Annotated in this window: 16 protein-coding genes; 7 read left to right on the top strand and 9 right to left on the bottom strand. The window is 62.9% G+C overall.

What is annotated here, in order from left to right:
• The first annotated feature begins 382 nt into the window (after positions 1–382).
• Positions 383–1,021, top strand: coding sequence for a CatB-related O-acetyltransferase (locus NKJ90_RS12065; protein ID WP_023761360.1), 639 nt, complete (start codon positions 383–385; stop codon positions 1,019–1,021).
• The gene (yihA, locus tag NKJ90_RS12070) at positions 1,018–1,677 is read left to right on the top strand and encodes a ribosome biogenesis GTP-binding protein YihA/YsxC (RefSeq protein WP_023761361.1); all 660 of its coding nucleotides are present in this window, start codon (positions 1,018–1,020) and stop codon (positions 1,675–1,677) included. Before NKJ90_RS12065 ends, yihA begins: the two co-directional genes overlap by 4 nt.
• A 55-nt stretch (positions 1,678–1,732) precedes the next feature.
• Here yihA and NKJ90_RS12075 read toward each other — a convergent pair whose 3' ends face one another.
• A complete protein-coding gene (locus tag NKJ90_RS12075; protein WP_023761362.1) occupies positions 1,733–2,467 on the bottom strand; it encodes a TetR/AcrR family transcriptional regulator in 735 nt (244 codons plus the stop codon).
• 127 nt (positions 2,468–2,594) lie between these two features.
• Between NKJ90_RS12075 and NKJ90_RS12080 the strand changes: the two genes are divergently transcribed.
• Both NKJ90_RS12080 and NKJ90_RS12085 read left to right on the top strand, forming a co-directional pair.
• Positions 2,595–3,797 carry an HlyD family secretion protein gene (locus tag NKJ90_RS12080; protein WP_023761363.1) on the top strand — a complete coding sequence of 401 codons (1,203 nt, stop codon included), beginning with the start codon at positions 2,595–2,597 and terminating at the stop codon, positions 3,795–3,797.
• A gap of 22 nt (positions 3,798–3,819) precedes the next feature.
• A complete protein-coding gene (locus NKJ90_RS12085) occupies positions 3,820–5,409 on the top strand; it encodes a DHA2 family efflux MFS transporter permease subunit (RefSeq protein ID WP_023761364.1) in 1,590 nt (529 codons plus the stop codon).
• A gap of 175 nt (positions 5,410–5,584) precedes the next feature.
• Here the strand turns inward: NKJ90_RS12085 and msrB are convergent, their stop codons facing one another.
• The 4 genes from msrB to NKJ90_RS12105 form a co-directional block, all read right to left on the bottom strand.
• Positions 5,585–6,088, bottom strand: coding sequence for a peptide-methionine (R)-S-oxide reductase MsrB (gene msrB, locus NKJ90_RS12090; RefSeq protein WP_023761365.1), 504 nt, complete (start codon positions 6,086–6,088; stop codon positions 5,585–5,587).
• Positions 6,089–6,320: 232 nt separating this feature from the next.
• A complete protein-coding gene (locus NKJ90_RS12095; RefSeq protein ID WP_023761366.1) occupies positions 6,321–6,878 on the bottom strand; it encodes a fasciclin domain-containing protein in 558 nt (185 codons plus the stop codon).
• Between the two features lie 226 nt (positions 6,879–7,104).
• Entirely contained in the window at positions 7,105–7,830 is a 726-nt protein-coding gene (locus tag NKJ90_RS12100; protein WP_023761367.1) for an anti-sigma factor, read from the bottom strand.
• Positions 7,827–8,366, bottom strand: a complete 540-nt coding sequence (locus NKJ90_RS12105; RefSeq protein ID WP_023761368.1) for a sigma-70 family RNA polymerase sigma factor — start codon at positions 8,364–8,366, stop codon at positions 7,827–7,829. The genes NKJ90_RS12100 and NKJ90_RS12105 overlap by 4 nt, the downstream gene beginning before the upstream one ends.
• Before the next feature lie 147 nt (positions 8,367–8,513).
• Between NKJ90_RS12105 and NKJ90_RS12110 the strand changes: the two genes are divergently transcribed.
• Both NKJ90_RS12110 and argB read left to right on the top strand, forming a co-directional pair.
• The gene (locus tag NKJ90_RS12110; RefSeq protein WP_023761369.1) at positions 8,514–10,010 is read left to right on the top strand and encodes an amidase; all 1,497 of its coding nucleotides are present in this window, start codon (positions 8,514–8,516) and stop codon (positions 10,008–10,010) included.
• Between the two features lie 106 nt (positions 10,011–10,116).
• The gene (gene argB / locus NKJ90_RS12115; protein ID WP_023761370.1) at positions 10,117–11,010 is read left to right on the top strand and encodes an acetylglutamate kinase; all 894 of its coding nucleotides are present in this window, start codon (positions 10,117–10,119) and stop codon (positions 11,008–11,010) included.
• Positions 11,011–11,048: 38 nt separating this feature from the next.
• On the opposite strand, the gene NKJ90_RS12120 is transcribed toward argB, so the two are convergent.
• The 3 genes from NKJ90_RS12120 to NKJ90_RS12130 all read right to left on the bottom strand — a co-directional run bounded on the left by NKJ90_RS12120 (position 11,049) and on the right by NKJ90_RS12130 (position 13,810).
• The gene (locus tag NKJ90_RS12120) at positions 11,049–11,447 is read right to left on the bottom strand and encodes a RidA family protein (RefSeq protein WP_023761371.1); all 399 of its coding nucleotides are present in this window, start codon (positions 11,445–11,447) and stop codon (positions 11,049–11,051) included.
• A gap of 224 nt (positions 11,448–11,671) precedes the next feature.
• On the bottom strand, positions 11,672–13,219 hold the full coding sequence (bchE, locus tag NKJ90_RS12125; RefSeq protein WP_352486122.1) for a magnesium-protoporphyrin IX monomethyl ester anaerobic oxidative cyclase: 1,548 nt from the start codon (positions 13,217–13,219) through the stop codon (positions 11,672–11,674).
• Positions 13,220–13,333: 114 nt separating this feature from the next.
• Complete coding sequence (locus tag NKJ90_RS12130) at positions 13,334–13,810, bottom strand: Lrp/AsnC family transcriptional regulator (RefSeq protein ID WP_352486123.1); 477 nt, start codon at positions 13,808–13,810, stop codon at positions 13,334–13,336.
• A gap of 138 nt (positions 13,811–13,948) precedes the next feature.
• On the opposite strand from NKJ90_RS12130, the gene phhA reads away from it, so the two are divergent.
• Entirely contained in the window at positions 13,949–14,785 is an 837-nt protein-coding gene (phhA, locus tag NKJ90_RS12135) for a phenylalanine 4-monooxygenase (protein WP_023761374.1), read from the top strand.
• Positions 14,786–14,891: 106 nt separating this feature from the next.
• On the opposite strand, the gene NKJ90_RS12140 is transcribed toward phhA, so the two are convergent.
• Positions 14,892–15,653, bottom strand: a complete 762-nt coding sequence (locus NKJ90_RS12140; RefSeq protein WP_023761375.1) for a GGDEF domain-containing protein — start codon at positions 15,651–15,653, stop codon at positions 14,892–14,894.
• Between the last annotated feature and the right edge of the window lie 13 nt (positions 15,654–15,666).

Genomic DNA, 15,666 nt, shown 5'->3' on the forward strand with positions numbered 1-15,666 from the left:
TTTGCACAGGCCATGGATTGCGGCCACCGTGTTTTCGCGACGGCGGCAAGATACCCTTGCCAAGACGGCTTCCGGCGCAAGGGTGCCGGTGTTTGGGAGGCCGTAGGCAGACCGGGGTCCTGTCGGCCTCCACGGGGCCCCGGTTCTTTTGCTTGGACTCGAAGATCTGTAGGGTTTGGCTTGTCGACGCCGACTGCTCCAGGAGATCGCTTCTTGGCGGCGCTGTCGTCGACCTTGGCCTATGGCGACAGCAAATGAGCAAAGCCGCCATCGAAAGCTCGCTCGTCAGCCGATTGGTGCTATAGGGCGGATCAGGCTATTTTGGACAGGCGCATGCGGATTTCGGATGCGCCTGGCGGCCTTTTTTTTTACGGATCTCGACATGGACGGACCCAACCCCAACATCAAGCACCCGATCCCGATGCACACGCGTGTCGGGTTCCTCAAGGGACTGGTGAGCGCGCCGAACATCGAGATCGGCGACTTCACCTATTATGACGATCCCGATGGGCCGGACAAATTCGCCGAGAAATGCGTGCTGCATCATTATCCCTTCATTGGCGACAAGCTCATCATCGGCAGGTTCTGCGCCATCGCCGAAGGCGCACGCTTCATCATGAACGGCGCTAACCACGCCATGTCCGGCTTTTCGACCTACCCGTTCAATATTTTCGGCCATGGTTGGGAGAAGGGTTTTGACCCGGCGACCTGGTCCAAGGAAGTGCGCGGCGACACAATCGTTGGCAACGACGTTTGGATCGGCATGGAGGCGGTGATCCTGCCCGGCGTTACGATCGGCCATGGCGCCGTCATTGCCGCGAAGTCGGTGGTCACGCACGACGTGCCGTCCTATGCGATCGTCGCAGGCAATGCGGCCAAGGTGGTGAAGATGCGTTTCGACGACCGGACGATCAGGCGGCTGCTGGCGGTGGCCTGGTGGGACTGGCCGGTGGACAAGATCAGCCGCAACCTCGATGCTATCCGGGGTGCCAATATTTCTCTTCTGGAGGCAGCAGCTTGAACGCTCTAAACAGCAGCACGATCGGCACCGACCTGTTTACACGGGGGTGGGTATTCATTCGTGGCGTGCCGGCCATGAAGTTCCTGCCGCCGGAAGGACCGCCGGAAATCGCTTTTGCCGGCCGCTCGAATGTCGGCAAGTCGTCGCTGATCAACGCGCTGGTCAATCAGAAGGGACTGGCGCGTACCTCCAACACGCCGGGGCGCACGCAGGAGCTCAATTATTTCGTACCGGACGGTTTTTCGGGCGAGGGCGCCGACCTGCCGCCCTTGGCGCTGGTCGACATGCCGGGCTATGGCTACGCTACGGCGCCGAAGGAGAAGGTCGACGAGTGGACCAAGCTGGTTTTCGACTATCTCAAGGGTCGCGTCACGCTGAAGCGGGTCTATGTGCTGATCGATGCCCGCCACGGCATCAAGGCCAAGGACGATGAAGTGCTGTCGCTGCTCGACAAGGCGGCAGTGTCCTATCAGATCGTGCTGACCAAGACCGACAAGATCAAGGCTGCCGGCGTGCCGCGGCTGATCGAGGAGACGCTGGCAAAGATCAAGAAGCGGCCGGCAGCGTTTCCGTTCGTTCTGGCGACATCTTCGGAAAAGGCCGAGGGCCTGCAGGAATTGCAGGCCGCGATAGTGCTTGCGGCCAACGGCGGGTAGAACAATTCCCAAAGCGCATAGGGCCTTCCCTTAGGAATTGCGCGGAAACAAAAAGCTAAGGCTTGGCCTCGATGGCAATCGTTTGATGGCTTTCTTCCGCCACGAGCCTTTCGGTGCCGTAAGCCTTCAGGAACATGCTGACGCCTGACGTGACGATGTGGTCGATCTCGTCCTGCGACGGGGCCTTGGTTCGGTAGGCGAAGATGCACTGGCGGAACAGACTGGCCAGGCACAGTTCAGTGAACTGATAGGCGGCGAGATCGACATCATCGATCCGCAACAGGCCGCGCTCGATGGCAGCATTGAGAAAGGCCACGACCTTGTCGTGACCGCGCTTGGGTCCACGTTCGTAAAAACGCGCGCCCATGTCGGGAATCCGGTCGGATGCGCCGATCACGGTACGCTGTGCCTGGATGACCTTGGCTGATGTGATCTTGAGCGCCAGCACCTTGCCGAACTTCACCAGTGTCTGGCGAAGGTCGTCGGATTTCTCCAGCATGTCGTACATGTTCTTGAAGATGCTGCCGCGCTCTTCCTCGATCAGCGCTTCGAACAGCTCTTCCTTGTTGGCGAAGTAGACATAGATCGTGCCCTTGGAGACACCGGCCTCGCGGGTGATGTCGTTCATCGACGCCGCTTCGAAGCCCTTGTCGATGAAGACACGCCGGGCGCCATCGATGATCTGGCTACGCTTGACCGGGTCCTGCCCTGCCGCCGGGCGACCACGGCGCAAGCTGTCCAGCAAATCGCCACACTGGTCGGTTTCGGCGTTGCGCAGAGTCTCGGCCATAAAGGTCACACCTCGAAAATAATTCGAACCATCCGGTTCGATTGCACTTGATATGGTCCTCTTTACGCGCTATGTCAACGTCCTGATCGAACCGAACGGTTCAGTACTATTACATTAGAGAGATGTCATGTCCTCGAACGCGCCAACATCAGCCGAAGTCCGTCCCTTCCCCAACGCCAAGGTCGCGCCGGCGACGGAAGCACCTGAAATACCCGTCCAGCCCGCGGTATCGCCGCCGTCGACACAGGCTCCGGCCAAGAAGAAACGCTCGGTGCGCTCCTTTTTGCTGCCGGTCATCGGCGTTGCCTTGCTGGGTGCCGGCGCCTGGTATGGTTACGATTACTGGACCACGGGCCGCTTCATGATCTCGACGGACGACGCCTATGTACAGGCCGATATGGCGTTCATATCGCCCAAGATTTCCGGCTATGTCGATCAGGTCAAGGTCAGCGAGAACCAGCTGGTCAAAGCCGGCGACCCACTGCTCGTCGTTGACGATGGCGACTATAAAATAGCTGTCGCCCAGGCCGAGGCGCAGATGGCCACGTTGAGCAAGACGCTCGACCGTATCGACGCCCAGACCGAGGCGGCGCGCGCCTCGTTGCAGCAGGCCCAGGCGCAGAAGGTCGCCGACCGGGCCTCCGCCGACAATGCGGCCAAAGTCGCGGCGCGCGCCTCGCAGCTGCTCAAGACGCATGTCGGCACGCAGGCGCAACTGGATGACGCCCAGACGGCAGTCCAGCAGGCCGACGCAGCCCTTGTCGGCGCCGACGCGCAGATCGCCGCGGCGCAGGCCAATATCGGCGTGCTGCAGGCGCAGCGCGCCGAATCGGCAAGCACGCTCGCATCCTTGCAGCTCAGCCACGACAAGGCCCTGCGGGATCTTTCCTTCACCGTGCTCAAGGCGCCTTATGACGGTGTCGTCGGCAACCGTTCCGTGGAGCAGGGCGATCTCGTCAGCCCCGGCCAGAAGCTTGCCGTCATCGTGCCGATGGACAAGCTCTACATCGTCGCCAACTTCAAGGAGACGCAGCTTGCCCGGCTGGTGCCCGGTGAGAAGGTCAAGATCTCGGTCGATGCGACCGACGGCCAGGACTTCGAGGGAACCGTCTCGTCGCTGGCGCCGGCTTCCGGTGCCGTGTTCTCGCTGCTGCCGCCCGAAAACGCCACCGGCAACTTCACCAAGGTCGTGCAGCGCGTTCCGGTCCGCATCGACGTGCCCGCCGACGCGCTGAAGAGCGGCAAGCTGCGCGCCGGCCTCAGCGTCGTCGTCGCCGTCGACAGCCGCACCGCCCCCGCCGCGTCGGCGTCGGCGGCTGCGTCGAACTGAGCGGCCGCCGGGGAGCAATGCCATGGCAACCGCAACCCTGACAGCAGGAGCACCGCCGGCAAGGCCGGCTGCGCCCGACACCATCTCGACACGGCGCGTCATCGCTTTCCTGGCGATGGTGTTCGGCATGTTCATGGCCATCCTGGATATCCAGATCGTCTCCGCCTCGCTGGCCGAGATCCAGGCCGGCCTGAGCGCCAGTTCCGATGAAATCCCGTGGGTGCAGACCGCCTACCTGATCGCCGAGGTGGTGATGATCCCGCTGTCGGGCTTCCTCAGCCGGATGCTGTCGACGCGCGTGCTGTTCACGATTTCGGCGGCGGGTTTTACCGCTGCCAGCGCCCTTGCCGCGACCGCCACCAACATCGACCAGATGATCGTCTACCGCGCCGTCCAGGGCTTCATCGGCGGCGGCATGATCCCGAGCGTCTTCGCTGCCGCCTTCACCATCTTCCCGCCGTCGCGCCGTGCCGTCGTGTCGCCGATGATCGGCCTGGTGGCAACGTTGGCGCCGACCATCGGCCCGACCGTCGGCGGCTATATCAGCCATGCCATGTCCTGGCATTGGCTGTTCCTGGTCAATGTCGTGCCCGGCATCCTGGTGACGACGGCGGCCTGGACGCTGATCGACTTCGACAAGCCCAATCTCAAGCTGTTCAGCAAGTTCGACTGGTGGGGTCTCGCCGGCATGGCGGCCTTCCTGGGCTGCATGGAATATGTGCTTGAGGAAGGACCCAACAACGACTGGCTGCAGGACCAGGGCGTCTTCATCTGCGCCATCGTCATGACCATTGGCGGGGTGCTGTTCTTCTGGCGCGTGTTCACGGCCGAAGAGCCGATCGTCGACCTGAAGGCCTTCACCAACATCAATTTCGCCTTCGGCTCCCTGTTTTCCTTCGTCATCGGCATCGGCCTCTACGGCCTGACCTATCTCTACCCGGTATTCCTCGGGCGCATCCGCGGCTACGATTCGATGATGATCGGCGAGGCGCTGTTCGTCAGCGGACTGGCGATGTTCTTCACCGCGCCGATCTCGGGCATCCTGTCGAACAAGATCGACCCGCGGCTGATGATGATGATCGGCTTCTTCGGCTTCGCCACCGGCACCTGGTGGATGACGCATCTGACCGCCGATTGGGATTTCTACGAGCTGCTCATCCCGCAGATCCTGCGTGGCTGTTCGATGATGCTGTGCATGGTGCCGATCAACAACATAGCGCTCGGCACGCTGCCGCCGGAGCGGTTGAAGAATGCGTCCGGCCTCTTCAATCTCACCCGCAACCTTGGTGGCGCCGTCGGCCTCGCCCTGATCAACACGGTGCTGATCGACCGCAATGCCTTCCACTTCGCAAGGCTTTCCGAGCATGTGCAATGGGGCAGTGAAGCCGCGCAGTCCAAGCTGCAGAACATGACGTTCAATTTCGAACAGACCCCCGGCCTGAACGCGACAAATGCCGCGATCTCCAAGCTGTCGGGCATGGTCCATCAGCAGGCGTCACTGCTGTCCTTCATGGACGTGTTCTTCATGCTGACAGTGCTGTTTGCGACGCTCGGGCTGTTCACCATGCTGATCCGCAAGCCGGTCGCCGCCGGCGGCGGTGGCGGGCACTGATACCGGAGCAATTCCAGGAAAAGTGTAAGGCGGTTTTTCCATCAGGAATTGCGACAAGCAAAGTTGCGTGGGCAGCGTTTCGGGAAGCTCCTCCAGTCGACGCCCGAAAAGCTCTGACCGCGAAAAAACTCCGGGCTGCCAAGCCCGGAGTTTTTCGTTTCCAGTTTGGAACTTGTCAGGCGGTGGCGGGCTTGAAGCTAAGCGCCACGCCGTTGATGCAGTGGCGCAGGCCGGTCGGCGCCGGGCCATCGTCGAAGACGTGGCCAAGATGGCCGCCGCAACGGCGGCAATGCACCTCGGTGCGGGTCATGCCGAGCGACCTGTCCACGGTTTTGCCGATGCCATTGGGGATCTCTTGCCAGAAGCTCGGCCAGCCGGTGCCGGATTCAAACTTCGTCTCCGACGGGTAGACCGGCAGGTCGCAGCCGGCGCAGGCAAAGATGCCCTTGCGGTGTTCGTTGAGCAATGGGCTCGTACCGGGATATTCCGTGCCTCCCTTACGCAGCACGTCGAAGGCAGCCGGCGACAGGATGGCTTTCCATTCGGCGTCGGTCTTGGTGACTTCGAACTTCTCGGCGGCCTGCGCCGCCTGCGGGTTGCTCATGCGCAGCACTGTCGCCGCGGCCCCGGCGACGCCAATGGCGGCGGCACCGCTCAAAAGAAAGTCGCGACGGTTCATGACCAATTCCTCCTATCGTCTCTTTGCCAAACTATACCGCCGTGCGGAAATCAAAAGCCGGTGACGGTGGCCCTCAACCGAACACCCCCGCGCCGTTCCACATCTGAATGTGGACGCCGCGGAGTGCGCGGGTCGATTGCGGATCTCGGGAGCGGGATCACGCAATCGACGGAGGGTTCTTGCAGCCAGTTCGTCGGCTGCAAGCCCCCTGTTACATCTTCGACAAAAGAAGTTACATCTTGGGCAAAAGAACCTTGTCGATGACGTGAATGACGCCGTTGGACTGTTCGACATCGGCGATCGTCACATGGGCGACATTGCCGTTCTCGTCGGTGACGGCGACCTTGCCGCCTTCGGCCTTGAGCGACAGCTCGCAGCCGCCGACAGTCTTGACCTTGTGGGTGCCGCCATCGGCCTTGGCCATCGAGGCTACATCCGCCCTCATCGCCTTGGCACCGACGACATGGCAGGTCAGAATTTTGGTGAGCTTGTCCTTGTTCTCGGGCTTGAGCAGCGTCTCGACCGTGCCGGCCGGCAGTGCCGCAAAGGCTTTGTTGGTCGGCGCGAACACCGTGAACGGACCGGCGCCCTGCAGCGTCTCGACCAGGCCGGCGGCCTTCACGGCGGCGACGAGCGTCGTGTGGTCCTTCGAGTTCACGGCGTTTTCGACGATGTTCTTGTTGGCGTACATTGCGGCGCCGCCGACCGTCGGGTTTTTGGCATAGGCGGCGGTGGCAAGGGCGGAGACGGCGATGGTACCGGCGAGCAAAAGGGTGGCGAATCTGCGCATGATATAATACTCCTCGGGTTTTCCACTTCCCATCTTTGGGACGAGAGGAGATACGGGACAAAAATGCGCTAGTTTCAGGAATATTGTGATTTCTTTAAGTTACCAACCCAGGCCAGATACATTTTCGAATGCCGCCGGGTTTGCCGACGAACATGCTCACTGAGGCATGTGCAGCGAATAATAGACTTCAGGTAATCTATTTTGAGTTTGCAGACGCAAGGGCCGGTCAGATGCTCTTCAGATCGCCCGCGGCGACCACCGGGCCGGTTGGCTGGCCGGTCGGCGAACCGCCTGACGGCTCGAGGCTGACGGCCAGCACCGCGCCCTGGGCGAGCTTCTGCCGGGCCGCCGGCGAGACGATGATGCGCGCCGTAGCACCTGCCGGAATGACGCCCATCGACACCGGCGGGTTCTTGCCTTCGATCATCCACAGCTCGAAGTCCTTGCCGGCGGCGCGCTCACCGGAGACGTGCGACAGGCCGACCTCGTGATGCGCGGCGTCGTAGACGGCGAGATATTTGACGTCGCTGCCTTCGGCGGCCAGCGAGGCGACGAGGCGCGCCTGCGGTTGCTCGACCGGCGGGTTAAGTATGGGCACGGCGATGTAGATCACCAATGCGGCGACCGCTGCCGCGGCGAGGCCGCGCCAGAAGGTCAGGCTGGACCACAATCCGCGCGGTTGAGCGGGTACGGCAACGGCCCCGGCGGACGCAAACAGCCTGCGGTCGATCGCCGGCTTGACCGAAGCCGGCGGCTCGATGTCCTGATAGGCGGCAGCCAGCGGCGAAAAACTGACCTCCCAGCCGTCGACAAGGCGGGCGAAGTCGGTCTCGGCTTCGATGCGGCGGGACGCGATCTGGCGTTCGTCGGCAGCCAGCACGCCGAGAACGTATTCGGCGGCGAGCAGGTCGTCGCCTCCACGTTCCGGTCCTGTGTCTTCTGCCAGCGTCATCTTTCCAGACATTCTCTGAGTTTCAGCAGGCTGCGGCGCAGCCAGGTACGCATCGTGTTCAGCGGCACGCCGTGGCGCTCCGCCAGTTCGGCATAGCTTTCGCCCTTGAGATAAGCACCCCGGACTGCCGCCGCCCGGTCCTTCTCCAATTCATCGAGGCAATGGTGGATGCGTTCGGATTCGTCGCCCGCCACCACCATCGCTTCAGGCCCCGGCGCCGGATCGGCCACGTCGAGTGCGGCATCGATGTCGGCAGCAGGCTTGCGCCGCGCCCTGATGCGATCGATCGCATGATTGCGCGCGATCGCCACCAACCAGGAGATCGGGCTCAGGTCGGAGACGGCAAAACGGTCCGCCTTCGTCCATATCTTGACGAAGACTTCCTGTAGAGCTTCTTCCGCATCTCCCCGATCGTTCAATACACGAAGACAAACGCCGAAAAGTTTCGCGCTGGTCTGCCGGTAGAGCAGATCGAACGCGGCCCGATCCTTCATCGAAGTCCGGACGATCAGCTTGGTGATGTCCTGCGGCGTCATCGCAGGCAAATTAGGCGATTGCGATATATTTGCAACGGCGGAAAACCTTGTGCACGCCTTAGCTTTGCGTGTCGCCAGCCCGGCTCCGCCCGTCGATTGCTAATGTAGTCGCCACTGGCTAGCTTGCTGCAGGGACGGGGAGCGCGCATGTCGGTTGAACAGATACTATGGTCGCAAGACGCAACCGGCCTCGCCGATCTGATTCGCAAGGGCGAGGTCTCGCCCGTCGAGTTGACCGAGGCCGCGATTGCCCGCGCCGAGGCCACCCGTCCCGACATCAACGCCACGGCCGTGTCGCTCTATGATGCCGCCCGCGCCCGCGCAAGGATCGTCGACCGCTCGCTGCCGCTGGCCGGCGTCCCGTTCGCCATCAAGGATCTCGGCATCGCCATCAAGGGCGTGTCGACGCATGGCGGCAGCCGCATTCCGGCATGGCTGGCCGACGTCGATTCGGCGCTCACCGACCGCTATCTTGCCGCCGGGCTCATTCCGATCGTCACCTCGACGTCGCCGGAACACGGGCTGCGGTTGATGACCGAGTCCAAAGCCTTTGGCATCACCTGCAATCCGTGGAACACCGGCCATACCAGTGGTGGCTCGTCGGGCGGTGCGGCGGCACTGGTCGCCGCCGGCGTCGTGCCGGTGGCGCACGCCTCGGATGGCGGCGGCTCGATCCGCGTGCCCGCCGCCTGCACCGGGCTTGTCGGCCTGAAGACGTCGCGCGGCCGCACACCGCTGACGCCCCTGGTGAGCGAAAGCTGGTACGGCATGGTGGTCGACCATGCGCTCACCCGTTCGGTGCGCGATTGCGCGTTGCTGCTCGATCTCACCCACGGACCCGACCTTTTGTCGCCCTATGCCGCGCCGCCGCCGAAAGGCACGTTCACGGCGGCCGCTGCGCGCGATCCCGGCAAGCTCAGGCTGGCCGTGTACCGCAAGTCGCCGCTTGGCCTGCCGATCTCGGATGAGACGCTCAAGGCGCTCGACACGGCGGTGGCGCTTGCCCGCGAGGGTGGCCACACCGTCGAGGAGATCGACCTGCCCTTCATAGGTCGAGATTTCCTCGCCGGCTTCTGCAGGACGGTTGCCTCGGCCGTCGCCGGCACGATGCGGGCGGAGGCGCTGCGTGTCGGCCGTTCCGTTATGGGCGACGTCGAGCGGGCCACCCGGGTGCTCGGCAGGTTGGGCGAGATGCTGTCGGCCGGCGAGACCTATGCCGACCTGCAGCGGTTGCATGCCGCCTCGCGGCAGCTGATCGCGGAGACTGCTCGGTATGACGCCGTACTGATGCCGATCATTGCCCATCCGCCGCTCGCCTGCGGCACCATGGATCCGAAAGGCACCGACGAGTTCATTGAGAACCTGCTCGACAAGTTTCACCTGACGCCCTTGCTGAAGCTGAAACCGTTCTTCGGCCAGTTGATGGACAAGAGCCTCTGGTTCACCCATTGGCCGGCGATCCAGAATGTCAGCGGCCAGCCGTCCATCGCACTGCCGGTCCATGTCACCGATACCGGCCTGCCGCTCGGCATCCAGGCGGCGGGCCGCCCGGGCGACGAGGAGACGCTGCTGTCGCTCGCCGCGCAGATGGAAAAGATCTCGGGCTGGCTGGGCCGCAGGGCGCCGCTGAAGGTGCCGTCATGATGACGAGGTCGTGAGGCGCTGGAATATGACAGCAAAGCCATTTGCGGGTGGCGCCAATTCCCGCTAAGACGCCGCCGTCTTTACCGATCTCCAGGGAACCAAGCCGATGACGGACATCGCCGCCACCGCCGAAATGCAGGCAGCCCTGCTGTCGCGGGCGCTGCCCTACATGCAGCGCTACGAGAACAAGACGGTCGTGGTGAAATATGGCGGCCACGCCATGGGCAATATCGAACTCGGCAAGGCGTTCGCCCGCGATATCGCGCTCTTGAAACAATCCGGCGTCAACCCGATCGTCGTCCATGGCGGCGGCCCGCAGATCGGCGCCATGCTGGCCAAGATGGGCATCGAATCCAAGTTCGAGGGCGGCCTGCGCGTCACCGACCAGAAGACGGTCGAGATCGTCGAGATGGTATTGGCCGGTTCGATCAACAAGGAGATCGTCGCCCTGATCAACGCCGAGGGCGAATGGGCGATCGGCCTGTGCGGCAAGGACGGCAACATGGTTTTCGCCGAAAAGGCCCGCAAGACGATGATCGACCCTGACTCCAATATCGAGCGCGTGCTCGATCTCGGCTTTGTCGGCGAGCCGGTCGAGGTCGACCGCACCTTGCTCGATCTTCTGGCGCGCTCCGAAATGATCCCGGTGCTGGCGCCGGTGGCGCCCGGCCGCGACGGCCACACCTACAACATCAATGCCGATACTTTCGCCGGCGCCATTGCCGGAGCCTGCCAGGCGACACGCCTGCTGTTCCTCACCGATGTGCCGGGCGTGCTCGACAAGGACAAAAACCTGATCGATGAGTTGACAGTTGCCGAGGCCAAGGCGCTGATCAAGGACGGCACGGTCTCGGGCGGGATGATCCCCAAGGTCGAAACCTGCATCGAAGCGATCGAGCGCGGCGTCGAAGGCGTCGTCATCCTCAACGGCAAGACGCCGCATTCGGTGCTGCTCGAGCTGTTCACCGAACACGGCGCCGGCACGCTGATCGTGCCCTGAGCGGCGGCCGATCTGTCGATCGGTCTGCCGCCGATCGATCAAGCGGCCTGAGGAAGGCGTGCAATGACCTTTATCTCGAAGTCGAAGCCCGCCAGCCAGTTCACGCCCACTGCGGTCCAGTTCGTGTAAGGCGGTTCGCCGAATACCTTCTTTCGAACCGCGTCGATCGCCTCCCACTGCGCGGCCGGATCGGTGTGGAATGTGGTGACGTCGACAATGTCGTCGAACGTGCCACCGGCGGCTTTCAGCACGGCTGCGAGATTATCGAAGGCAAGCTGGACCTGCTTTTCGAAGACCGGCTCGGGCGACCCGTCTTCGCGGCTGCCGACCTGGCCGGAGACGAACAGAAGGTCGCCCGAACGGATCGCCGCCGAATAACGGTTGATCTCGTAGAGAGCCTGCCGGCCGGCCGGAAAGATCGCGTCGCGTTTGGTCATAGTTTCACTCCATCTAGATAAGGCAGGTCCGACCTCCTGATGATCGCGACGTGGCTTCGCCGAGAAGGCGAGAGCTATCCGCAGGGCTTCAGGGTTTTGGATCGCTGCACTCCAACATCCGGGACGGTTGTTGACATACGTCCCGTATGCCGGATGTGGGAACATACGGCGCGTATGTCAATGTGAATACGTCGCGCATGTTTCTATGAGATTGCCAAGAGCTGTCACGCGCGGGGTGAAATCGTAATCTCGGGCGACGTCAGCTTTCGCTTTAGGCGTTGGACAACCATGGACTCCTCTTCCGTGTCCTGCGGAGCGCCCCAGAATTCGGCAAGCGTCGGGCCGTCCTTCACCCTGATGTCGCGGACCAGAAAACCCCAGACCTCGCGGAACCAGACGCGCCGGCCCATCTGGATATACCAGCGCATCGAGTGCCGCTGCTCGGGATCCCTATGGAACAGGATGCGGGCCAGCGCCTTCGGCCGCGACTGCACCGCCAGCTCGATCAGCTTGACGCTGAAGAACAGCATCCACGGCTTCAGCCGCGTCATCTGCAGCACCTGGTGCTTGTAGTCCCACAGCCGGGCATCCTTCTGGATCACCTTGCGGCTCCGCGCGATCCTGAAGAACGGCGTCCAGCGATGCGGCGTCACATAAAGCGCCTGGATCTGGTCCGGGTCGTAGGCGATCAACTGGCGAAAGCCGCGCCACAGGTCGCGAAACCCCTCATCCTCGAAGCCGGCTACCCAGGTCGCCATCGACAGTATGCCGTTGAGGCGCAGCAGCCTTATCGCCTCGCGGTCGGATGAGGTGCTGCCGCCCTTGCGGATCAATTGAAGCGTCTGCTCGTCGGTATTTTCCATGCCGAGCAGCCAGCGGATGACACCTGCCTTGCGATAGAGGTGCAGGATGTCAGCGTCGCGCACGATGTCGTCGGCGCGGGTCGAGCCGACGATCAGCACCGGCACATTCTCGATAATCAGGGCATCGAGAAAGGCGCGCCAGGCCTTCTTCGATACCGTCGGGTTCTCGTCGGCGAGATTGATCAGTTCAACGCCATGCTCGCGGTGCAACAATGCTATTTCTTGCGCGAATTTAACCGGGTCGCGATGCCGCCAGCGGGTCCAGAAGCCGCGCTGGCCGCAATAGTTGCACAGATGCGGGCAGCCGCGCGAAAACTGCATGACCACGGCACGCTTGCCGCCCCAATAGCTGTAGCGCCCGTGATCGATCAGCTCCCAGCCGACACGGTAGGCGTCGAGTTCTGCGATGGTCATGGCCGGCTGCGTGGCGAAGGGACGGCGCAGATCGTCGCGATAAGCGATGCCGGCCACGCTCCCCGGCGGCTGGTGCATTTCAAGCGCCTCGACCAGCGCCACCACGGTCGCCTCGCCCTCGCCGCGCACGACGAAGTCGAAGACGTCCGTTTCAGCCAGTATGTCACGCCAGTGATAGGTCGGAAAAACGCCGCCATAGATGATGATGGTCGCCGGCTCGCGCTGCTTGATCATCTTGGCGAGTAGCAGGGCGGTCGGGTGCGCCGAGGTCGAGCCGGAATGGCCGATCAGGACGAAGTCGGGGCGATCCGTGAGCGCGTTGCGCACGACGATATCAAGTGGCATCGGTCCGAATTCGGCGTCGACAAGGCGCACCTCATGGCCGGCATCGATCAGCGGGCCGCCGAGCGCCAAAACGCCGAGCGGCGGCAGGTGGTCGTCGGGCACGCGACTGCCGATGGCGGTGTGCGGCGGATTGATCAGGACGATGTTCATGGCGGACCTCCGGCTGTTGGTCCGCGCAAGCTGGCCGGCGATGTGGACACGGGCTTGGCCCGCTTCAGCAGTTTGCGTGCAGCTTTCCCGCAGGAATACTGAAGGCAGGCATTGTCATCGCCTCAGGTGGGCGAGCGGCACGTGGCCAGGCCCCTTGATGTTCTGCAGCACGAGTTGGGTATGAACGTCGCGCACGCCGTCGAGCCGCATCAGCCGGTGCATGACGAAGGCGTTGAGCTCGTCGACCGATGGCACCATGACATGCAGCAGGAAATCGTGGTCGCCGGTCATTGTCCAGCACGCAGACACCTCGTCCATGCGCTGGACCGCGGCGATGAAACTTTCGGGCGAGCCGTCGCTGTGGCTGACAAGGCGCACCTGGATGAACACCTCGACCATCAGCCCGACCGCGCGGCGGCTGATCACCGCGGCAAAACCCTTGATGATACCGGTCTCCTGCAGCGCCTCGAAACGCCGTGCGCAAGGCGTCGTCGACAGGCCGATCTCTTGTGCCAGCTCGGAGACAGGCTTACGCCCGTCGCGCTGCAGGACATCGAGCATCCTGATCTCGAAATCATCGAATTGAGGCATCTTCACTCCTCCAAAAGGGCTTCTGAGTAAATCTTACCTCGATTTCTCTCGTTGAGCCATCATCAAAACCGATTTGCCTCGGCAAATCCGGTTATCTTTAACACGTCAGCCATCCATGATCTGTGAGGAGAAAAAGTCATGACGACGATGACAGTTGCGGAATACGCCCGCGATTGCGCGGCGCAAGGGTTGCGCGGCAACTATTCGGTCTGCCGTGCCGATTTCACCGTGGCGCAGGGTTACGACTACAGCGACGAAGAGCAGGCAGTGTGGCGCACGCTGTGCGACCGCCAGACCGAACTGACGCGCAAGCTCGCACACCACTCCTATCTAGACGGCGTCGAGAAGCTCGGCCTGCTCGACCGCATCCCTGATTTCGACGAGGTCAGCGCCAAGCTGCGCAAGCTGACCGGCTGGGAGATCGTTGCCGTGCCAGGTCTCATTCCCGCGGCTCCCTTCTTCGACCATCTCGCCAATCGCCGATTCCCGGTCACCAACTGGCTACGGACCAGGCAGGAGCTCGACTACATCGTCGAGCCGGACATGTTCCATGACTTCTTCGGCCACGTCCCGGTGTTGTCGCAGCCGGTGTTTGCCGATTTCATGCAAATGTATGGCCGCAAGGCCGGCGACATCATTGCGCTGGGCGGCGACGAGATGATCACCAGGCTCTACTGGTATACGGCAGAATACGGCCTGATGCAGGAGGCCGGCCAGCCGCTGAAGGCCTTTGGCGCCGGCCTGATGTCCTCGTTCACGGAATTGCAGTTCGCCGTCGACGGCAAGGATGCCCACCACGCGCCTTTCCACCTGGAGACGGTGATGCGGACCGGCTACGAGATCGACAAGTTCCAGCGCGTCTATTTCGTGCTGCCGTCGTTTGACGCCTTGCGCGATGCCTTCCGGACCGCCGACTTCGAGGCGATAGTCGCCCGCCGCAAGGGCCAGCCGGCACTCGACCCGGCGACGGTCTGACGCCTCAGTCGGTCTCGCTGGCCGCAGCCGCGGTGCTGGTGCGCATCGCCGTCTACGGCCTTTGAGCCATGCCCTGCATCTGCCGGCGCCCGCATCAGCGCCTTGATCAGGCCGCTTCGGAAATGTCCGTGCCGAGGATCGTCAGGTTGCGGCCCTGATGCTTGGCCTGGTAGAGGCGCCGGTCGGCGGCGCGCATCAGGTCCGACACGCTCATATCTTCGCCGCAGACGGTGCCGCCGATGCTGACGGTGAGTGGAATGGTCCGCTCGTCGACGGGCCGGAAGCGGATCAGCTCGACTTCGCGGCGAATGCGCTCGGCGACGCGCTTGGCCTCCTGCTCGGTGGCGCCGGTCAGGAAGGCGCCGAACTCCTCGCCGCCGATGCGGCCGAGCACATCGCCGCTGCGCACGCCGCGCTGAATCGCGCTGGCGATCAAACGCAGCGCGTCATCGCCGGTCAGGTGGCCAAAATTGTCGTTGATCCTCTTGAAGTGGTCAGCGTCGATGATCAGTAGCGCGCCGCGATCGGACTTGCGGCGCGAACCCTCCAGCGCGGCAAAGAAGCTTTCCCGGTTGAGCATGCCGGTCATGTCGTCGCGGCTTGCCTTTTCCGCCAGGCGGCGATGCGCGGCAGCGAGTTGGGCATGCGCGCGAGCGAGGTCGCGATGCGCGTTTTTCAGCCTGTCGCTTTGCCAGAAAGTACTTGCGCTGGCGGCCCATGTCAGCACCAGCGGACAGAGCGTTGAGGTCAGCCAGATCGTGCGGTTGACCGGAAATCCCATCGCCGGAACGATGATCAGCGTCAAAACGAGCGATGCCGCGACAGACGCGAAAGCGACGACGGCGGATCTCAGAATTATGCTGTTCATCGCTTGCTCCCAC

This window comes from Mesorhizobium sp. M0051, assembly GCF_040323235.1.
GTDB lineage: Bacteria > Pseudomonadota > Alphaproteobacteria > Rhizobiales > Rhizobiaceae > Mesorhizobium.